A 19,903-nucleotide genomic window follows, 5' to 3' on the forward strand; every position below is an offset into this window, starting at 1 on the left:
AGATGCCCGGCGGCAGGTAGTTTCCGCATGCCCGTCCGCGTGATCGCACGCGGGCGCGAGCACGCGCGTCCGCTAGGAAAAGGAGAAGGCCATGCGCCTCTCACGCTTCTTCATCACCCGCCCGATCTTCGCGGCGGTGATCGCGATCATCATCACGATCCTGGGCGGCATCGCCTATTTCGCGCTGCCCATCTCGCAATATCCCGACATCGTGCCGCCGACGGTCACGGTGACGGCCAGCTATCCCGGCGCTTCTGCCGAGACCGTGGCGGAAACCGTCGCCGCGCCGATCGAGCAGGAAATCAACGGCGTCGACGACATGCTCTACCAGTCGTCGCAGTCGACCGGCGACGGCAACGTGACCATTACCGTCACCTTCAAGACCGGCACCAACCTCGATGCCGCGCAGGTGCTGGTGCAGAACCGCGTCGCGGTCGCGATCCCGCGCCTACCCGAGGAGGTGCAGCGGCTCGGCGTCGTCACCCGCAAGACCAGCCCCGACTTCCTGATGGTCGTCAACCTGATCTCGCCCGACAACTCGATCGATCGCAGCTACATTTCCAACTATGCGCTGACCCAGGTGAAGGACCGCCTCGCGCGGCTCGAAGGCGTGGGCGACGTGCGCATGTTCGGTGCGCGCGACTATGCGATGCGGGTGTGGATCGATCCCGGCCGGGCCGCCGCGCTGAACCTCACCGCGGGCGACATCGTCCAGGCGCTGCGCGGGCAGAACATCCAGGTCGCGGCGGGCTCGCTCGGCCAGCCGGGCTCGCAGCGCAGCGGCAACGCCTTCCAGCTCAATGTCGAGACGCAGGGCCGCTTGAAGACCCCGGCCGAATTCGGCCGCGTCGTCATCCGCACCGATAGCGAGGGCCGCCAGGTCCGCGTGAGCGACGTCGCCCGCGTCGAGCTCGGTGCCGCCGACTATTCCTCCAACACCTACCTCTCGAACCAGCCGACCGTGATCCTGGCCGCCTTCCAGCGCCCGGGCTCCAACGCGCTCGCCGCCGCGCTGCGGATCAAGGCGGAGATGGACACGATCTCGAAGACCTTCCCCAAGGGTCTCGAATATCGCGTGATCTACAACCCCACCGAGTTCATCGCCCAGTCGATCGACGCGGTGTACCATACGCTCGGCGAAGCGGTGATCCTCGTCGTCCTCGTCGTGATCGTGTTCCTCCAGAAGTGGCGGGCGGCGATCATCCCGGTGGTGGCGATTCCCGTCTCGCTGATCGGCACCATGGCGGTGCTGCTGCCGCTCGGCTATTCGCTCAACAACCTCTCGCTGTTCGGACTGGTGCTCGCCATCGGCATCGTTGTCGACGACGCGATCGTCGTGGTCGAGAATGTCGAGCGCAACCTGGCGCAGGGCATGACCCCGCTCCAGGCGGCGCGTACCTCGATGGACGAAGTGTCGGGCGCGCTGGTCGCCATCGTGCTGGTGCTGTTCGCGGTGTTCCTGCCGACGCTGTTCTTGAATGGGCTTTCGGGCGCTTTCTACAAGCAGTTCGCCGTCACGATCTCGGTCGCCACCGCCATCTCGCTGCTCGTCTCGCTGACGCTCTCCCCGGCGCTCGCCGCGGTGCTGCTCAAGCATCACGAGGGCGAGGCCAAGGGCCGGATCGGCCGCGTGTTCGGCCGCGCGGCGGATGCCTTCAACCGCGGCTTCGAGCGGATGAGCAACGGCTATGCCCGCCTCACCCACAAGCTGGTCACCCGGCCCAAGCGGATGATGGTCGCCTATCTCGGCCTGATCGCCGCGACGGTCGCGACCTTCTGGGTGACGCCGGTCGGCTTCATCCCGGCGCAGGACCAGGGATACTTCCTCACGGTCATCCAGCTGCCGCCGGGCTCGTCGCTCGAGCGCACCGATGAAGTGATGCGCAAGGTCGTCGCGCGCATCCTGCCGATCCCGGGGGTGAAGGGCTCCGTCATGCTCGCGGGCTTCGACGGACCTTCGCAGACGCTCGCCCCGAACAGCGCCGCCGCGTACGTGCCGCTCCAGAGCTTCGAGGAGCGCAAGAAGCTCGGCGTCAACATCGCCGGCATCATGGCCGAGGCACGCAAGCGCACCGCGGACATCAACGAGGCGATGCTGCTCGTGGTCCCACCGCCGCTCATCCAGGGCATCGGTTCGGCCGGCGGCTACCGCCTGATGGTCGAGGACCGCGCGGAACATGGCTATCAGGCATTGGGCAACACCGCCTTCGGCCTGATCGGCCAGGCCAACAAGACGCCGGGGCTCGCTCAGATCTACACCTTCTACAACACCGCGACGCCGCGCGTCTTTGCCGATATCGACCGCCGCAAGGCCGAGATCCTCGGCGTGCCGCCGGAGCGGGTGTTCGAAGCGCTCAACGTCTATCTCGGCTCTGCCTTCGTCAACGACTTCAACATGCTCGGCCGCACCTACCGCGTGACCGCGCAGGCCGACGCGCCCTTCCGGGCGACCGAGGCCGACATCGCCAATCTCAAGACGCGCTCGGATGCCGGCGGCATGGTGCCGATCGGATCGGTCGCGACCTTCGAGAACAAGACGGGCCCGTATCGCGTGACGCGCTACAACCTGTTCCCGGCGGTGGAAGTCGATGGCGATACCGCGCCGGGCTACAGCTCGGGCGCCTCGCTCGACGCGATGGAGAAGCTCTCGGCCGAGCTGCCTGCGGGCTATGCGGGCGAGTGGACCGGCATCGCCTATCAGCAGAAGATGGCGGGCAGCACGGCGGGCCTGGTGTTCGCGCTGGCGGTGCTGTTCGTCTTCCTGGTGCTGGCGGCGCAATATGAGAGCCTGACGCTGCCGCTGGCGATCATCCTGATCGTGCCGATGTGTCTGCTGGCGGCGATGGCGGGCGTGAACCTGCGCGGCATGGACAATAATGTGCTGACGCAGATCGGGCTCGTCGTGCTGATCGCGCTCGCCGCCAAGAACGCGATCCTCGTGGTCGAGTTCGCCCACCAGGCGGAAGTCCGCGACGGCCTGTCGCCGGTGGAAGCCGCGGTACGGGCGGCGCAGGACCGGTTGCGGCCGATCCTGATGACCAGCTTCGCCTTCATCCTCGGCGCGGTGCCGCTGCTGATCGCGAGCGGTGCGGGCTCCGAGCTCCGCCAGGCGCTGGGTACCGCGGTGTTCTTCGGGATGATGGGCGTCACCGGCTTCGGCCTGCTGTTCACGCCGACCTTCTACGTGGTGTGCCGCGCGCTGGGTGCGCGGCTCGCCCGGCGGCGCGGGCAGGGTGGCGATCACCAGCAGCTCCAGCCGGCCGAGTAAAGGCAAGTGGTTGCCACCCCTCCCGGCCGTCATTCCGGCGAAAGCCGGAATCCATTGGGGTCGCCGGTCCGGCTCGCGCCGATGCCGAGTGGCGAATGGATCCCGGCTTCGGCCGGGATGACGGATCAGGGGGGCGGTGGGCCTTCTACACGAACCCGGTTCGAGTGAACCAACCGGCGGGCTCACCGCGAGTTCGCCCAGGAGATTTCGCATGCAACGCATGGCTTCGATCATGGCCGCAGTCTCGGCGCTGGCGCTTTCCGCCTGCGCCGCCGGCCCGAACTACAAGGCACCCGCCCGGCCGCAGAGCGCCGCGGGCGCGTTCCTATCCACCACTCCGGCGGTCTCGACCGCGCCGGTGCAGGAGGGCTGGTGGCGGCTCTACAACGATCCGGTGCTCGACCGGCTGGTGACGGAGGCGCTCGCGGCCAACACCGACATCCGCGTCGCGGTCGCCCGGATCGAGCGCGCCCGCGCCACGTTGCGCGGCGCAACTTCGGACCGACTGCCCCAGGCGACCGCGAGCGCCAGCGCCAACTACGGCCGCCTCTCGCAAGCGCAGCGACCGATCGGCTTCGGCCAGGAAGACTGGCAGGTCGATGTCGGCCTCAACGTTTCCTACGAGGTCGACCTGTTCGGCCGCATCTCGCGCAATGTCGAGGCGGCGCGGGGCGATGTCGCCGCGGCGGAAGCGAACGCCGACGCCGTTCGCGTGATCGTCGCCGCGGATACCGCGCGCGCCTATGCCGACGCGGTCTCCTCGGCCGAGCGGCTGGCGGTGGCGGAGCGCATCGTCGCGCTGCTCGACCAGTCGATCGATCTGACCCAGCGCCGCCGCAATGTCGGGCTGGCGACCCGGCTCGACGTCGCCCGCATCGCCGCGCTGCGCAACCAGCGCCAGGCGGACGTCCCCGCACTCGCCGCGCAGCGCGACGCGGCGTTGTTCCGCCTCGCCACGTTGATCGGCAAGACCCCCGCCGAGCTGCCCGCCGAGGCGCGCGAGCGCCACACCACGCTGCGGCTCGACCAGCCGATCCCGGTCGGCGACGGCGCGGCGCTGCTCGCTCGGCGGCCGGACGTGCGCGCAGCCGAGCGCCGACTTGCCGCGTCGACGGCGCGGATCGGTGTCGCCACCGCCGACCTCTATCCGCGCATCTCGCTGGGCGGGTCGGGCGGATCCACCGGCAACGACTTCGGCAACATCTTCGGGGCGGGGCCGCTGCGCTGGCTGGTCGGCGGACTGATCAACTGGACGGTGAACCCGGCCCCGGCGCGCGCGCGAATCGCCGCGGCGGAGGCCGACAGCCGCGCCGCGCTCGCGACCTTCGACGGCACGGTACTCACCGCGCTGCAGGAGACCGAGACCGCACTGTCCAACTATGGCCGCGCGCTCGAACGGCGCACCGCGCTGCAGGCGGCGCTCAACGAAGCCGAGGCAGCGGTGCGCATCGCCCGCGCGCGCCAGACCGAGGGCGACATCAACTCGCTCGACCTGCTGGATGCCGAACGCACTTTCGCCGACGCCCAGGCATCGCTGGCGACCGCGGATGCGGCGATCGCCGAGGCGCAGGTCAACCTGTTCCGCGCGCTCGGCGGCGGCTGGCAGCAGCAGGCCTGAAGACCCGCACGCTGGCGCCGCTGCCACGAGGGTGGCGGCGCCGGGGCAATCCTCAGAGGGCGATCTCGCCCTCGTCGCTACCGTTCCAATAATGCAGCCGGCGCGCGCGGACGTGGATCATCACCACGCCCGGCGTGTCGATGCCCTGCTCGAACCAGCGGTCGAGATCCTTGGTCCAGTGCGCGGCGAACTGCGTCTTGTCACGCACCAGATCGGCATCGCCCTCGACCGCGATGAACAGCGGCGGTCCGCCGAGCAGGCCGGCCGCGCCGGTGAAGGTGAGGCCCACCTTCGGTTCGGCCTCGATGTCGGCGATGGTCCGCGCGCTGTCATAGCTGAAGAAATAGCTGTCGCCGCGATATTCGACCTCGCCATTGTTGCTCATCGGGCGGCTCGCGATGGCGCCCCCGTCGGTCCGGGTGGAGAGCATGCCGAAGTCGATCTTGCCCATCTTCTTCGAAAGGTCTTCCAACGTCATTTCCGCCATGATGCATCCTTCCACACGACCGGGCCTTCCGGTCGAAGGCATCAACCATGGCGGATGGCGTACGTTGCATCGGCTGCGGCATCGGGCAGCCGCAAAAAACTTAATCCGCTTTGAACCATTCCCGCCGCGCCCGGCACTGACGGAGGCGAACGCTTCCGGCCGCGGCGTTCCCCCTGTGTGCGGCCGAGGCCGACGTGCGTGTCCGATCCGGTGTCCGCCCCTGTGCACCGGATCGGACCAATCAAGGGAGAACCAATCGATGCGTATCTTGTTGGGCGCCGCCGCGCTCGTCTCGCTCGCCGCCGCACCCGCGCTGGCCCAGACCCAGACCGTTACCGACGCGACCGGGGATTTCCTCGCGGGCTATACCGGCCCGAAGCTCGCCGATCTCGACGTCACCAGCTTCTCGGTGAGCTATGATTCCGCCGACAAGCTGTTCACGCTCGGCACCACCTTTGCCGGCGCGATCACCCCGGGCACCGCCGGCTTCTATGTGTTCGGCGTCAACACCGGCAAGGGCGCGATCCGGCCGTTCGGCGGGATCGGCCAGGGCAATGTGATCTTCGACCAGGCGATCGTGGTGCAGAAGGACGGCACCGGCGCGATCGGCGGCACCGCGCTCGATTCGAACTGGATCGCGATCGCCGGCAACATCCTGACGGTGAAGGTGCCGCTGTCGCTGCTGCCGAGCACCGGCTTCGCGCCGGGCAAGTACGGCTTCAACCTGTGGCCGCGCACCGGCTTCGGCGGCAATGCCCAGATCAGCGACTTCGCGCCCGAGAACGCGACGCTTGCCGCCGCGGTCCCCGAGCCCGCGAGCTGGGCAATGCTGATGCTCGGCGCCGGCGCCGCGGGCGGCATGCTCCGCTATCGCCGCCGCCGCCACGCGACCCCGGCGCTCGCCTGACCTCCCGACGCCGGCCGGGCCCGGAAAACCACCCGGCCGGCGAAAATTTGCACCTCGGGTCGCACCGATTGAACCTTCGCTCCCCGCAACGCCACTACAGTGGGAGCGAAGGCAGGTGCGTGACAGAGAACGACCATCAGGCGCGGCAATCGACCGCACGGCAGGACGACGAGGAAATGGGCCTCGTCGCGGCGGTGCGCGCGCGCGACCTGCGGGCGTTCGAGCAGCTCTACCGCCGCTACCAGCCGCGGCTCACCCGCTTCGTTGGCACGCTGCTCCGCTCTCCGGGGCTGGTCGAGGAAGTGGTCAACGACACGCTGATGGTGCTGTGGCAGAAGGCGAGCGACTTCACCGGCGCCAGCCGGCTGTCGACCTGGCTGTTCGCCATTGCCTATCGCAAGGCGGTGCGCGCCCGGGCCCGCGAGCCGCTCGCCGCGGCAGAGGATGCGGTGGTGCTTGCCGAGGTCGCGGATGACAGCAGCGCGGATGCGGGCCTGTCGCGCGATCGTACCCGCCAGGCGCTGCAACGGGCGATGGGAGTGCTCTCGGCCGAGCACCGCGCGGTGGTGGACCTCACCTATTTTCACGAGATCGGCTATCGCGAGATTGCCGAGATTCTGGGATGTCCGGTCGATACGGTGAAGACGCGGATGTTCCATGCCCGCCGCCAGCTGCGGCGTGCGATGGCGGGCGAATTGGCGGACTGGATCTAGACGATGGGCGACCTACTCCATTTGCGCGGCGATCCGCACGAGGCGACGATGCTGCTGCTGCCCTGGTATGTGACCGGGGCGATCGAACCGTGCGACCGGCTGCTGGTCGACGCGCATCTCGCCGACTGCGCCGAGTGCCGTGACGAGCTCGCCGCCGAGCGCCGGTTGCGCGGCGCCGTGGCGGACCTGCCCGCACCCAGCGCCGCCGGCTGGGATCGCATGGTCGCCGAGCTTGCCCAGCCTGAGGCCCCAACGCAGCTGCCACGAAGCTTCCTCCGCCGCGCCGGCTGGATGCTGGCGGCACAGGCGGCGGTGCTGGTGCTCGGCGTCGGCGTGGTGCTGCACCTCCAGCGCCAGGCGCCGTCGGTCGCTGGCCCGCAATCCTATCATGCGCTGGGGTCGCCGGAGCAGGGGCAGGCGGGCAACATCCTGGTGATGTTCGCGCCCGATACGCGCGAGCCGGCGCTGCGCAAGGCGATCGAGGCCTCGGGCGCACGGCTGGTCGACGGACCGACCGCGGCGGGTGCCTATCTGCTCGCTATTGCGCCCGGCGAGCGTGCGGCGGCGCTGGCCCGGCTGCGCGCACAGCCGGGCGTGACGCTGGCCCAGCCGGTCGACGCCGCGCCATGACCCGGCTCTGCACGGCGCTGTTGTTCCTGCTGCTCGCCGCCGCGCCGGTGCGGGCGCATGCCGCCGAGGACGACGCGCCGCGCATCCTGATGATGCTCCGCCTCGCACCCGCGCATTTCCGCGCGGGCAGCGGTTATGGCGGCGGATACGGCGAGGACCAGTCGGCGGCGGCGCGGCGACGGATCGCGGCGGCAGTGGCCAAGCGCAACGGCCTGCGCCTCGCAGGCAACTGGCCGATGCCGATCATCGGGATCGACTGTTTCATCCTGACCGTCCCCAAGGGCCGCGCCCCGGCCGAGGCGGCCGCGCAGGTCGCACGCGATGCAGCGGTCGAATGGTCGGAGCCGATCGAGACGTTCGAGGCGAAGGGCGATCCGACGCCCAATGATCCGCTCTACCCGGCCCAGCCCGTCGCGCGCGCCTGGCATCTCGCGATGCTCCACCGTACCGCCACCGGCCACGGCGCGCGGATCGCGGTGATCGACAGCCAGGTCGACGCGCGGCACCCGGATCTGGCGGGGCAGGTCGCGATCGAGCGCAACTTCGTCGACGGTGCGGGCGTCGCGGCGGAGCGCCACGGCACCGGTATCGCCGGGGTGATCGCGGCGCGGCCGGACAATGGCGTGGGCATCGTCGGGATCGCGCCGGGCGCTCGGCTGCTCGCGCTGCGCGCCTGTGCGGAGCAGGGGGGCGGCGCCGGCGCCGCGACGCTGTGCGACAGCCTCAGCCTCGCCCGTGCGGTGAGCTTCGCGGTCGAGCAGCGCGCCGACGTGATCAACCTCAGCCTCGCCGGACCGCCGAGTCGACTGATCGAGACGCTGCTGCGGATCGGCGTCACGCGCGGCGCGACGGTGGTCGCGGCCTATGATCCCAAGCTGCCCGGCGGCGGCTTTCCGGCCTCGATGCCCGGTGTAGTTGCGGTTGCGGAAACGGCGGTGGGGCAGGCGGGCGGCCCCTATGCCGCGCCCGGTCGCGACATTCCTACGACGCAGCCCGGCGGCCGCTGGTATCTGGCAAGCGGTTCCTCCTATGCTGCCGCCGAGGTGAGCGGGCTGGTCGCGCTGATCCGCGAGGCGCATGCGACACCCGGCAGACGAACCGCGCTCGTTTCTGCTAGACCCGGCGGCGGAGAGATCGATGCCTGTGCGAGCGTGGTGGGGAAGGCGAAATGCGCGGGTCTGCGTCCCTGAGGCGCTGCTGGCGCTCGGCTTGCTGAGCGCGGTGCCGGCGCGGGCGCAGTGGAGCGGGCAGGTTTCGGTCACCAACGACGAACGCTGGCGCGGGCGCAGCATCAGCGCGGGGCGGCCCGCCGCGACGCTGTCGCTCGGCTATGACGACCGCTCGGGCGTCTATGCCGATGCGTCGGCCACCGCGGCGGCGTTGCCCGAGGGGGCTGCCCTGGTCTCGGCGGGGGTGGATGCCGGCTATGCCTGGCGCTTGCCCGGCGGGCGCGTGCTCGACCTCGGCGTGACGCGGCGCGAGTTCCGCAGCGGCGCCACCATGCCGCGCGGGGCGGGCTATACCGAAGCCTATCTCGGCATCGGCGGCCGCAGCCTTTCGGTGCGGCTCCATTATTCCCCCGACTATCTGTGGCGCGACACCTCGACGCTCTACGCCACGCTCGACGGCGTCGTGCGCCCGGCCCCCGGCTGGCGGCTGCTTGCCCATGGCGGCGCGATGCAGTTCCTGGGGACGGTGCCGCGCTACAGTTCGGATCGGACGCAGTTCGATTACAGCCTGGGCGTGGCCAAGCGCTTCGGGCGGATCGACGCCCAGCTCGCCTGGAGCGGGGGCGCGCCGGGCACCGATTTCTACCGCGGCGCCGAGCATGCGCGCCGGGCGGTCACGCTAGCGCTATCGCTGGGTTTCTGACGCGGGGGCGGGGCCGGTGCTGTCGCGCAGCGTCAGCGTATAGGGCAGGCGCAGCGACGGTGTTGCCTTCTGCTCCCCCGCCGGTCGGGTGAGCAGCTCCACCGCCGCTGCCGCCATCTCGACATGCGGCTGGTGGACGGTGCTGAGCGGCGGCCAGGCCATGCGGGCGATCGTGGCATCGTCGAAGCCGGCGATCGAGAGCTGGTCGGGCACCGCGATCCCGGCGCGCATCGCCGCGACCAGGACGCCCAGCGCCATCTCGTCATTGGCGGCGAAGATCGCGCTCGGCCGGTCCCGGCCCGACAGCAACCGTTCACCCGCGGCGAGCCCTGCGCGGAAGGTGAAGTCGCCCGGCAGCGTCCGCTCGGGGTGCAGCGCCAGGCCCGCCGCCGCCATCGCCGCCTCGAAGCCTTCCTGCCGGCGGGCTGCGGCATGGTGTTCGGGATTGCCCTGGATGAAGCCGATGTCGCGGTGGCCGAGCGCGATCAGCGCCTCGGTCAGTTCGCGCGCGGCGCCGCGCTCGTCCATCTCGACCGCGGCGGCGCGCGCGTCCACGTCGCCCGGCGAGATCCGCACCACGGCGACGTCCATCCGCGCGAACAGATCGAGCAGTTCGGGCCAGTCGCACAAGGGGGGCGTGAGGATCGCACCGCCCAGCCGCATCGACCGCAGCGACGCTTCGCACTCCTCCAGCCAACCGGTACGATCGCGCGTAACCTGCTCGACGACGAGGTGGTAGCCGAGCGCCCGGCAGCGGGCGAGCGCACCGCGTTGGACGTCGGCGGCATAGGCCGAGGCGGGGTCATCGAAATAGAGGCCGAGCAGGAAGGAACGGGCGCTGGATAGCTCGCGCGCGAAGGCGTTGGGACGATAGCCGAGCGCGTCGACCACCTTCTGCACCGCCGCGCGCACCTCGGGCCGGACATAGGCCTCGCCGTTGATCACGCGCGAGACGGTCTTGGGCGAAACGCCCGCCTGCCGGGCGACGTCCTTGAGAGTGAGCGGCTTCATGCGTGCACGGTCTTATCGTTTCGCGGGCGATAGCGCTATCATGCATGCGAAGGCCGCGATCCCCAGATAGCACAGCAGCGGCAGCCCCAGCGCGGCGGCGAGCCCGACCTGGTCGGCCAGCGCGCCGGTGGCGAGCGGCACCACCGCGCCGCCGACCACCGCCATGCACAGGATCATCGAGGCATAGGCGGCGAGGCCGCGATCCTCGGGCAGCGCCAGCGCGAAGATCGTCGGATACATGATGGCGTTGCACAGCCCCACCGCGATCAGCGCAGCCGCGCCGATGATGCCATGCGCCCCGCTCGCGATGCCGACCAGCAGCACCGCTCCCAGCGCCACGATCGCGAGCAGCCGCGCCGGGGCGATCCGCGCCAGCCCGAGCGCGCCGGCGAAGCGGCCGAGCATCGCCCCGCCCCAATAGAGGCTGACCAGCCGCCCCGCGCTCGCCGGATCGATGGCGAGGATCGTCGGCAGCGCGAGATAATTGGCGAGCAGGCTGCCGATCGTCACTTCCGCACCGACATAGCCGAACATCGCGAGACTCCCCCAGGCCAGCCGCCGTTCGCGCAGCACCCGGCCCAGCGCCGCCAGCGGCAGCCGCTCCGGGGCGGGGTGGGAAGCCAGCAGGTCGCGCGCGCGCCAGAAGACGAGGCACAGCCCACCCAGCACCGCCGCGCAGGCGAGGAACGGCAGCGCCAGCGGCACCCGGCCCATCGCGCCGAGCTGGAGCAGGAAGCCCGCGCCGATCAGCGGCGCCAGCACGGTGCCGACCGAGTTGAACCCCTGGAGCAGGGTCAGCCGCGCCGCGCCGCCGCCTTCGGTCGCGACCAAGGGCTGCACGACATTGGCGGCGATCTGGAGAAAGGTGATGCCGGTCGACAGGCTCAGCAGCGCCAGCAGCAGCAGGGGATAGCTGCCGATCCACGCCGCGCCGCCCAGCGCCACGCAGGCGCAGGCCATCACCGCTAGTCCCGCGGCGATGGCGCGCATATAGCCGATGCGGACCAGCAGCGCGGTGATCGGCAGCGCGAACAGCAGGTAGCTCGAATGGAAGGCGAACTGCACGAGTGCCGCGCGGGTATAGTCGAGCCGGTCGATCAGCGTCAGCCGCGGCACCAAGAGGCCGACCAGCGCGGTGACGAAGCCGCCCATGAAGAAGATGCCGATCGACCGGCGAAACAGCCGCGCGACCATGTCCGATGCCGAGGAGGGGAGGGGAGTGGATGCCACGCCCGGACCTTAGCGCCCGCCGCGCGCCAGGCAATGCGGATCGGCTTTGCGCTTGACATCGATGTCAGATGTCTCCAGACATCGCTGTCAGAAAATATCCCGCAATAATGCGGGTCGAAATGGGGGAGAGGACATGCCGGGCATTGCTGCCGTTCGCCGCGCGACTGCGCCGACGCGCCTCTCCACCGCTATGCGCTTTCCGGTTCCGGCCCCCTCCTCAAGGGCGGATTACCTGCGGCCGTCGTCCGCCCCGATGGACGGCGGCCGCATTTTTCGGACCGCACCCCTCCCTCAGCATCAGGAACTCCCGCGCCGATGAACGCTGCCCGCGCCCTTGCCTTGCTTCTCCTGGCCGGCACCGCGCCTGCGGTATCCTGTGCGCAGAGCGCGCCGCCGGCCTGGCAGGACAGCACGCTCGCGCCCGAAGCCCGCGCCGCCGCGCTGGTCCGCGCGATGACGCATGCCGAGAAGCTGCAGCTGATCCACGGGCTGTTCCCGCCGCGCGCGCAGCCCGCGCCGGCGGACATGATTCCCTCGGCCGGCTATGTGCCGGGCATCCCCCGGCTCGGCATCCCGACGCTGCGCGAGAGCGACGCCAGCCTCGGCGTCGCCAACCAGGTTGAGCAGCGCAAGGGCGATGTCGCGACGGCGTTGCCCTCGGGCCTTGCTACCGCGGCGACCTTCGACGCCGAGCTTGCCCGCGCGGGCGGCGCGATGATCGGCGCCGAGGCGCGCGCCAAGACCTTCAACGTCCTGCTCGCCGGCGGGGTGAACCTGACTCGGGACGCGTGGAACGGCCGCAACTTCGAATATCTCGGCGAAGACCCGATCCTTGCCGGCACGCTGGCGGGCGCCGCGATCGACGGCGTTCAGTCGAACCACATCGTCTCGACGATCAAGCATTTCATCCTGAACGCGCAGGAGACCGGCCGCACCGTGCTCAACGCGCGGATCGACGAGGCGGCGTTGCGCGAGAGCGACCTGCTCGCCTTCGAGATCGCGATTGCGGCCGGCAAGCCCGGCTCGGTGATGTGCGCCTATAACCGCATCGAGGGCGATTATGCCTGCGAAAGCGCGCGCATGCTCACCGACGTGCTGCGCCGCGACTGGGGCTATACCGGCTGGGTGATGAGCGACTGGGGTGCGGTGCACTCCACCGTCAAGGCGGCGATGTCGGGGCTCGACCAGGAATCGGGCCAGGAACTCGACCACGCAATCTACTTCGCGCCTGAGACGATCGACGCGGCGATCAAGGCCGGCCAGATCACCGAGGCGCGGATCGACCAGATGGTCACGCGCATCCTCACCGGGGTGATCGCCAGCGGCCTCTATGACCATCCGACGCCGACCACCGCCCAGCCGATCGACTATGCCGCGCATGCCCATGTCGCGCAGCGCGTCGCCGAGGCAGGCATGGTGCTGCTGCGCAACCAGGGCGACCTGCTGCCGCTGGCAAAGTCGGCCAAGAAGATCGTGCTGATCGGCGGCCATGCCGATGTCGGCGTGCTGTCGGGCGGTGGATCGAGCCAGGTGCGCTCGGTCGGCGGTGCACCGGTCGAGATTCCCCTGACCAGCGGGGCTGCCGCCTCGTTCGCGCGCATCACCTGGCATGCCTCGTCGCCGCTCCAGGCGATCCGCGCCAAGGCCCCGCAGGCGCAGGTGACCTATGTCGACGGTAGCGATCCCGCCGCCGCCGCGGCCGCGGCGCGTACGGCCGACATGGTCGTGCTGTTCGCGACGCAGTGGGCGACCGAGGCGCAGGACGTCGACTCGCTCGCGCTCCCTGACAATCAGGATTCCCTGATCGCCGCGGTCGCCAAGGCGAACCCGAAGACGGTGGTGGTGCTCGAGACCGGCGGGCCGGTGCTGATGCCGTGGCTGGAGCAGGTGCCTGCGGTGCTCCAGGCCTGGTATCCCGGCCAGCGCGGCGGCGAGGCGATCGCCGGCATCCTGTTCGGCGACGTCAATCCCTCGGGCCGCCTGCCGATCAGCTTCCCGAAGCGCGCCGACCAGTTGCCCCGGCCGAAGCCCGTCGTGCCCGAGGGGCTCAACTCCAACGCCGCGAGCGATGCCGGCGCCGGCGACGGCAGCGCGCTGCCGAGCTGGGACGTGACCTACACCGAAGGCGCCAATGTCGGCTATCGCTGGTATGCTGCCAAGGGCACGCAGCCGCTGTTCCCGTTCGGCTATGGCCTCAGCTACACCCGCTTCGCCCTCACCGATGCGCGCTTCACCGGCGGTCCGACGCCTTCGGTTACGGTTACCGTCCGCAACCAGGGGTCGCGCGCAGGTGCCGTGGTCCCGCAGCTCTACGTCACCGGACCCGAGGGCGGCGCGCCCCGGCTGGCGGCGTGGAAGCGCCAGATGCTCAAGCCGGGCGAGGCCGCGCAGGTGACGCTCGCCGCCGACCCGCATGCACTCGCGCGCTGGAGGGACGGGCACTGGGTAATCCCGGCCGGCAAGTATCGGCTGGCAGTGGGGCAGGATTCCGCTTCCGCGACGATGATTCGCGAAGTAGAGGTGCCCGCCGGTGCGATTCGTAAATGAAAACATAACGAAAGGGGAAAGTGTGAAGAAAAGTAAGACAACGTTGTCGCCGACCATTGTCGGTACTCAGCGGACCATCAGGGCCTAACGGCCCGTTCAGGAGGGGAAGAAACCCAATGCGTATTCGTTCGTCATCGCGCGTCCGCGCGGTATCCATGCTCGCCGTCGCGACGGCACTCGCCATGCCCGGCATCGCCGCGGCCCAGACCAGCAGCGCGACGGACTCGGCCGCCGCCGACACCAGCGCAGCGCAGGATGCAGGCCAGGACAATGGCGAAATCGTCGTCACCGGCATCCGCGCCTCGCTGGAGCGCTCGATCGCGCTGAAGCGCGATTCGACCGGCATCGTCGACGCGATCTCCGCTGAAGACATTGGCAAGTTCGCCAACACCAACCTCGCTGAATCGCTGCAGCGCATCACCGGCGTGTCGATCGACCGCGTCAACGGCGAAGGCTCGACCGTGACGGTCCGCGGCTTCGGCGCGCAGTACAACATGGTGACGCTGAACGGCCGCCAGCTCGCGGCCTCGAACATCGTCGCGGTGGGCGGCGACCAGGGCGGTGACGGCGCCGGCGGTTTCGGCCGTTCGTTCGACTTCGCCAACCTCGCCTCGGAAGGCGTCAAGACGCTGGAGGTCTACAAGACCGGCCGCGCCGCGATCCCGTCGGGCGGCATCGGTGCCACCATCAACATCGTCGGCGTGCGTCCGCTCGACGGCAAGGCCGGCTTTACCGGCTCGGTCGGCGCCAAGGCGAGCTACGACACCTCGGCCGACGACTGCATCAGCTGCGGCAGCCATGTGACGCCGGAATTCTCGGGCATCGCCAGCTGGAGCGACCAGGAGCAGCGCTTCGGCGTCAGCCTGTTCGGCAGCTACCAGAAGCGCAACTTCAGCTTCCCGAGCCAGGCGAACAATTATTGGAACATGCCGCGCCTGTCGGACTTCCTTGATCCGTCGAAGGGCTACATCACCGCCGGCACCAAGATCAACAATCGCCCGACCGACCCCAACACGCTGGTCGCGGTGCCCGACGATTATCGCCACCACTTCTCGGAAGCGAGCCGCGAGCGCATCAACGGCCAGGCCGTGGTGCAGTATCGTCCGACGGACAGCATGACCTTCACGGTCGACGGCCTGTTCGCGCAGCTGCGTTCGTCCGAGCGCCGCTCGTCGCAGTCCAACTGGTTCAGCAAGCCGTTCGATGAAGTCACCTTCGACGATTCGAGCAATGGCATCGCGACGACCAAGTATCTTCACGAGACGCTCAACGGCGTGAAGGACGAGGGCTTCGAGAACGCGTATCGTGCGCAGAAGAACCGGCTGTGGGATATCGGCGGCAACCTGAAGTGGGAGCTGGCCGACAATTTCACGCTGAACTTCGACGGGCATATCGGCAAGGCGGAGAGCCTGCCCGACAACCCCAACGGCCAGACCTCGACCACCGTCGCCTTCAACGGCAACATCGTCACGTCGCACGGCCTTAACTGGGATAATGAAGGCTTCCCGACCCAGACGCTGACGATCAACGACTGCTATTCGCAACAGACGCCGAACAAGGTTCCGTTCAAGAACGGCAACTGCAACGGCGTGTTCGATGCCGGCGATCTGTCGGCGGCGGTGCAGCGCCAGTTCGCGTCCACTCAGTCGCAGAAGATCAAGGAAGCGCGGATCGACGCGGGCTGGGATCTCGGCGGCGGCAGCCGCTTCGATTTCGGCGGCGACTTCCGTACCACCGACACCCGCCAGACCCAGTACAACACCCGCCAGGTGCTGGGTGACTGGAACAACGCGCTGCCGCCCGACGTCGCGGCCTTCGCGCCCGGCACGGTGCAGCAATATTGCCTGGTCTGCCAGTTCCACCACAACAACGCGACCGCCGACGCTGTGGGCAAGGTTGCGTGGCGTGCCGAGGATCCGACCAAGCTCTACAACGCGCTGTACAACCACTATGTCGGCATCACCAACGATGGCATCAACCATCAGAACATCATCGATGCCAACAACAACAATCGCGTCAAGGAAGACATCTGGGCAGCCTATGGCCAGCTGACCTGGAAGGGCGAAGTGGGCGGCCGCAACGCGACCCTGGTCGCGGGCATCCGCTACGAGCATACCAAGGTGAAGGCGACGTCGCTCCAGACGATCCCGCTCGCGGTGGTGTGGGAAGCCGACAACGACTTCTCGGTGCTCAACTCGGTGGACCAGCAGGCGGTGACCGGCCGCGGCAGCTACGACAATCTGCTGCCGCAGGTCGATTTCCAGATCGAAGCCGCGAAGAACCTGATCGGCCGCGTTTCGTACAGCAAGACGATCTCGCGGGCACCGTACGGCAACCTCTTCGCCTCGACCGGCGCCGGCGCCCTCAACAACCCGACCTCGCTGGGCGGCGTTGCGACCGGCAACCAGAACAACCCGGCGCTGAAGCCGCTGGATTCGGATAACTTCGACGTGTCGCTCGAATGGTATCCGCGCCGCGACGTGTATCTCTCGGTCGGATTCTTCGACAAGCGGGTGCACAACTTCATCGGCAACTCGGTGGTGCAGCGTAACCTGTTCGGCCTGCGCGACCCAACCGCGGGTCCGCTGGCGCAGGCGGGGCGCGCGATCGTCACCGGTCTCGGCGGCGACATCAGCAACGTCAACCTGTTCACCAGCACCGCGATCCTGCAGAAGTACGGCGGCAACGTCGCTGCGGCAACCGCCGAGCTGCAGGCCAACTATGTGCCGTCGACGCGGACCTTCGATTCCGGCTATATCAGCAACACGCTGGCCGCGATCGACGTGAAGCCGACCTCGGCCGATCCGCTGCTCAACTTCGCGGTGAACACGCCGATCAACAACAAGGACGCCGAGATCTACGGCGTCGAAATCGCCGGCCAGTATTTCCTCGGCAATACCGGCCTCGGTATCGCCGCGAGCTACACGCTGGTGCGCGGTAACATCGGCTTCAACATCACGGCGGATCCGACGGCCGACCAGTTCGCGCTGGTGGGTCTGAGCGACACGGCCAACGCCACGCTGATCTATGACAAGCACGGCATCTCCGCCCGCCTGTCGTACAACTGGCGCGGCAAGTTCCTCGCCGAAACCAACCGCGGCGCGGCGCACAACCCGGCGTTCAACGATCCGTACGGCCAGGTCGATCTCAGCATCAACTACGACCTGACCAAGAACATCTCGCTCAGCTTCGAAGGCATCAACCTCCTCGAGGAAGGCGTTCGCAGCTACAGCCGCGATTACATCAACACCTGGTACGAGTCCGAAGGCTCGGCCCGGTATCTGGCCGGCGCGCGCTTCCGCTTCTGAAGCCCGCCTGTACAACTCAAGGAAAGGCCGCTCGCTTCGGGCGGCCTTTCTCGTTTAAGGTTCGCACATCATGCCCCGCGCCGTGCTCAACAATATCGACCATGCCGATCTGCGGATCCGGCTGAACCGTGGCGCCGCGCTCGGTGACGCGGTGAACCAGATGACGGTGTTCCCCACCGAATTCGAAGCGCTCCAGCGCGAGTACGTGCTGATCTTTCGTCGCGACGACGACGGCAGCTGGCGCTCGACGGTGTTGCTCGGCCTCGATGTCGACGAGAATCTCTACCTCGACGGCGACCGATGGGATGCCGACCAAGTCCCTGCGCTGATGGAGATCGGCCCCTTCTCGATCGGCCTGCCGCGGCCCGGCGAGGCTGGCGAGCCGATGATCCATATCGACACCGATCACCCGCGCGTCTCGACCAGCGAGGGCGCGCCGTTGTTCCTCGAGCAGGGCGGCAACGCGCCCTATCTCGACCGGATCGCGGCGACGCTGCAGGCCATCTATGTCGGCGACCAGCTCTCGGCGCCGATGTTCGCCGCGTTCGAGGCGGCCGGGCTGCTCGAACCCGTCACCTTCGACATCGAACTCACCAGCGGCCGGCGCTACAAGGTGCCCGATTGCTGGGTGATCGAGGGCAGCCGATTCGCCGCGCTCGGAGCAGAGACATTGGCAGCGCTCCACGCCCAGGACTTCCTGCGCTGCGCGGTGTGGCAGCTTTCCTCGCTCGGCAACCTGCCGCGTCTGATCGCGCGCAAGGAACGCCGCGAAGGCTGAGGGCAGAACGACAGAAATTGGGGAGGGGATCGGCAATGGACGGACAGAAGTTTCGGGTGGTGATTGCCGGCGGCGGCACGGCGGGCTGGGTCGCGGCGGCGGCGCTGGTGCGGCATCTCGGGCCGAACCTCGACATCACGCTGGTCGAATCCGATGCGATCGGCACGGTGGGCGTGGGCGAGTCCACCATTCCCACCGCCTGGACCTTCCACAAGCTGCTCGGCATCAACGAGCAGGTCTTCCTCCGCGAGACCAACGCGACCTTCAAGCTCGGCATCTCGTTCGAGAACTGGCTGCGCGAGGGCGAGCGCTATTTCCATCCTTTCGGCTCGGTCGGACGGGCGCTGCCCTTGTGCGACTTCCAGCATTTCTGGCTGGAGGCGCAAGCCCGTGGCTTCGGCGGTGCGCTCGGCGATTATTCCCTGGAGACCCAGGCCGCGCTCTCAGAGAAGTTCGCCACCGGCGATCCGATGCCGCTGGCCTATGCCTATCATCTCGATGCGACCGCCTATGCTGCCTTCCTGCGCGGCCTGGCCGAACCCGCCGGGGTTCGCCGCGTCGAGGGGCGCATCACCGAGGTCGAGCAGGGGGCGGACGGCGACATCGCCGCGCTGGTGCTGGAAGGCGGACTGCGCATTGAGGGCGACTTCTTCATCGACTGCACCGGCTTCCGCGCGCTGCTGATCGAGGAGACGCTCAAGACCGGCTTTGACGACTGGAGCCATTGGCTGCCGACCAACCGCGCCTTCGCGGTGCAGTCCGAGACGACCGAGGCGCCGGTCCCCTATACCCGCGCGATCGCGCACGGAGCCGGCTGGCGCTGGCGGATTCCGCTGCAGCACCGGATGGGCAACGGCTTCGTCTATGCGAGCGACTATCTGTCGGACGAGGAGGCCAAGGCGCAGCTGCTGGCGGCGGTGCCGGGGCGGGCGCTGTTCGATCCTCGGCTGATCCGCTTCACTACCGGCATGCGGAAGCAGGCGTGGAACCGCAATTGCGTGGCGCTGGGCCTGTCGAGCGGGTTCATCGAGCCGCTGGAATCGACCAGTATCCATCTGGTGATGATCGCGGTGACGCGACTGCTGCAGAATTTCCCGTTTCGTCGCGACATGGCGGCGCTATCGGCGCGGTTCAACGCCCAGTCGCGCGCGGAATCGGAGCATATCCGCGACTTCATCATCCTCCACTACAAGCTCAACGACCGCCCCGAACCCTTCTGGCGGGACCATGCCGCGCGTGCGGTGCCGGACAGCCTGGCGGCGCGGATCGCCTTGTTCGAGGAAGGCGCGTCGACCTATCAGGAAGGCACCGACCTGTTCCGCATCGACAGCTGGAACGCGGTGATGCTGGGGCAGGGGGTGCGCCCGCGCGACCACCACCATATGCCCGCGCAGATCCCGACCGAGGACCTGGCGCGCGCGCTGGGCGACCTGCGCGCCGGAATCGCGGCGCAGCTCGCCAAGCTGCCGGGCCATGCCGAGTTCATTGCCCGCTACGCGGCGGCAAAGGTGCCGGCGGCCGCCTGACGCTGCTG

At 68.8% G+C, this 19,903-nt stretch carries 14 protein-coding genes; 11 read left to right on the forward strand and 3 right to left on the reverse strand.

Annotated elements, in window-relative coordinates; genetic code table 11:
• Positions 1-91 precede the first annotated feature (91 nt).
• Together ABIC65_RS20540 and ABIC65_RS20545 are read left to right on the forward strand one after the other, a co-directional pair.
• Positions 92-3,268, forward strand: a complete 3,177-nt coding sequence (locus ABIC65_RS20540; RefSeq protein WP_354311235.1) for an efflux RND transporter permease subunit — start codon at positions 92-94, stop codon at positions 3,266-3,268.
• 211 nt (positions 3,269-3,479) lie between these two features.
• Positions 3,480-4,886, forward strand: coding sequence for an efflux transporter outer membrane subunit (locus tag ABIC65_RS20545; RefSeq protein ID WP_354311237.1), 1,407 nt, complete (start codon positions 3,480-3,482; stop codon positions 4,884-4,886).
• Between the two features lie 52 nt (positions 4,887-4,938).
• Here the strand turns inward: ABIC65_RS20545 and ABIC65_RS20550 are convergent, their stop codons facing one another.
• Entirely contained in the window at positions 4,939-5,373 is a 435-nt protein-coding gene (locus tag ABIC65_RS20550; protein WP_354311239.1) for a pyridoxamine 5'-phosphate oxidase family protein, read from the reverse strand.
• Positions 5,374-5,632: 259 nt separating this feature from the next.
• Between ABIC65_RS20550 and ABIC65_RS20555 the strand changes: the two genes are divergently transcribed.
• From ABIC65_RS20555 to ABIC65_RS20575, 5 genes are all read left to right on the forward strand, one after another.
• Positions 5,633-6,280, forward strand: coding sequence for a PEP-CTERM sorting domain-containing protein (locus ABIC65_RS20555; protein ID WP_354311241.1), 648 nt, complete (start codon positions 5,633-5,635; stop codon positions 6,278-6,280).
• Positions 6,281-6,399: 119 nt separating this feature from the next.
• The gene (locus ABIC65_RS20560; RefSeq protein WP_354311242.1) at positions 6,400-6,993 is read left to right on the forward strand and encodes an RNA polymerase sigma factor; all 594 of its coding nucleotides are present in this window, start codon (positions 6,400-6,402) and stop codon (positions 6,991-6,993) included.
• Between the two features lie 3 nt (positions 6,994-6,996).
• The gene (locus ABIC65_RS20565; protein ID WP_354311243.1) at positions 6,997-7,623 is read left to right on the forward strand and encodes an anti-sigma factor family protein; all 627 of its coding nucleotides are present in this window, start codon (positions 6,997-6,999) and stop codon (positions 7,621-7,623) included.
• Complete coding sequence (locus ABIC65_RS20570) at positions 7,620-8,813, forward strand: S8 family peptidase (protein WP_354311245.1); 1,194 nt, start codon at positions 7,620-7,622, stop codon at positions 8,811-8,813. Before ABIC65_RS20565 ends, ABIC65_RS20570 begins: the two co-directional genes overlap by 4 nt.
• A 19-nt stretch (positions 8,814-8,832) precedes the next feature.
• Positions 8,833-9,495, forward strand: a complete 663-nt coding sequence (locus ABIC65_RS20575) for a TorF family putative porin (protein WP_354311247.1) — start codon at positions 8,833-8,835, stop codon at positions 9,493-9,495.
• On the opposite strand, the gene ABIC65_RS20580 is transcribed toward ABIC65_RS20575, so the two are convergent.
• Both ABIC65_RS20580 and ABIC65_RS20585 read right to left on the reverse strand, forming a co-directional pair.
• Positions 9,478-10,506 carry a LacI family DNA-binding transcriptional regulator gene (locus ABIC65_RS20580; RefSeq protein ID WP_354311249.1) on the reverse strand — a complete coding sequence of 343 codons (1,029 nt, stop codon included), beginning with the start codon at positions 10,504-10,506 and terminating at the stop codon, positions 9,478-9,480. The genes ABIC65_RS20575 and ABIC65_RS20580 overlap by 18 nt on opposite strands.
• 12 nt (positions 10,507-10,518) lie before the next feature.
• Positions 10,519-11,736: an MFS transporter gene (locus tag ABIC65_RS20585; RefSeq protein ID WP_354311250.1), complete on the reverse strand. Its 1,218-nt coding sequence runs from the start codon at positions 11,734-11,736 to the stop codon at positions 10,519-10,521.
• A 315-nt stretch (positions 11,737-12,051) separates the two neighbouring features.
• On the opposite strand from ABIC65_RS20585, the gene ABIC65_RS20590 reads away from it, so the two are divergent.
• The 4 genes from ABIC65_RS20590 (at position 12,052) to ABIC65_RS20605 (ending at position 19,895) form a co-directional block, all read left to right on the forward strand.
• Entirely contained in the window at positions 12,052-14,283 is a 2,232-nt protein-coding gene (locus ABIC65_RS20590) for a beta-glucosidase (protein WP_354311251.1), read from the forward strand.
• A gap of 116 nt (positions 14,284-14,399) precedes the next feature.
• Positions 14,400-17,591 carry a TonB-dependent receptor gene (locus ABIC65_RS20595; RefSeq protein WP_354311253.1) on the forward strand — a complete coding sequence of 1,064 codons (3,192 nt, stop codon included), beginning with the start codon at positions 14,400-14,402 and terminating at the stop codon, positions 17,589-17,591.
• 70 nt (positions 17,592-17,661) lie between these two features.
• Positions 17,662-18,369 carry a SapC family protein gene (locus ABIC65_RS20600; RefSeq protein ID WP_354311254.1) on the forward strand — a complete coding sequence of 236 codons (708 nt, stop codon included), beginning with the start codon at positions 17,662-17,664 and terminating at the stop codon, positions 18,367-18,369.
• Positions 18,370-18,404: 35 nt separating this feature from the next.
• Positions 18,405-19,895 carry a tryptophan halogenase family protein gene (locus ABIC65_RS20605; RefSeq protein WP_354311255.1) on the forward strand — a complete coding sequence of 497 codons (1,491 nt, stop codon included), beginning with the start codon at positions 18,405-18,407 and terminating at the stop codon, positions 19,893-19,895.
• The last annotated feature ends 8 nt before the right edge of the window (positions 19,896-19,903 follow it).

Source organism: Sphingomonas trueperi (assembly GCF_040545665.1).
In the GTDB taxonomy this organism is placed as follows: domain Bacteria; phylum Pseudomonadota; class Alphaproteobacteria; order Sphingomonadales; family Sphingomonadaceae; genus Sphingomonas; species Sphingomonas trueperi_B.

What these genes read in the sequence shown, in the direction of transcription:
- ABIC65_RS20580 (WP_354311249.1), bottom strand. Translation starts at nt 10,506, where the DNA reads ATGAAGCCGCTCACTCTCAAGGACGTCGCCCGGCAGGCGGGCGTTTCG.
- ABIC65_RS20565 (WP_354311243.1), top strand. Translation starts at nt 6,997, where the DNA reads ATGGGCGACCTACTCCATTTGCGCGGCGATCCGCACGAGGCGACGATG.
- ABIC65_RS20595 (WP_354311253.1), top strand. Translation starts at nt 14,400, where the DNA reads ATGCGTATTCGTTCGTCATCGCGCGTCCGCGCGGTATCCATGCTCGCC.
- ABIC65_RS20540 (WP_354311235.1), top strand. Translation starts at nt 92, where the DNA reads ATGCGCCTCTCACGCTTCTTCATCACCCGCCCGATCTTCGCGGCGGTG.
- ABIC65_RS20555 (WP_354311241.1), top strand. Translation starts at nt 5,633, where the DNA reads ATGCGTATCTTGTTGGGCGCCGCCGCGCTCGTCTCGCTCGCCGCCGCA.
- ABIC65_RS20570 (WP_354311245.1), top strand. Translation starts at nt 7,620, where the DNA reads ATGACCCGGCTCTGCACGGCGCTGTTGTTCCTGCTGCTCGCCGCCGCG.
- ABIC65_RS20550 (WP_354311239.1), bottom strand. Translation starts at nt 5,373, where the DNA reads ATGGCGGAAATGACGTTGGAAGACCTTTCGAAGAAGATGGGCAAGATC.
- ABIC65_RS20590 (WP_354311251.1), top strand. Translation starts at nt 12,052, where the DNA reads ATGAACGCTGCCCGCGCCCTTGCCTTGCTTCTCCTGGCCGGCACCGCG.
- ABIC65_RS20545 (WP_354311237.1), top strand. Translation starts at nt 3,480, where the DNA reads ATGCAACGCATGGCTTCGATCATGGCCGCAGTCTCGGCGCTGGCGCTT.
- ABIC65_RS20605 (WP_354311255.1), top strand. Translation starts at nt 18,405, where the DNA reads ATGGACGGACAGAAGTTTCGGGTGGTGATTGCCGGCGGCGGCACGGCG.
- ABIC65_RS20600 (WP_354311254.1), top strand. Translation starts at nt 17,662, where the DNA reads ATGCCCCGCGCCGTGCTCAACAATATCGACCATGCCGATCTGCGGATC.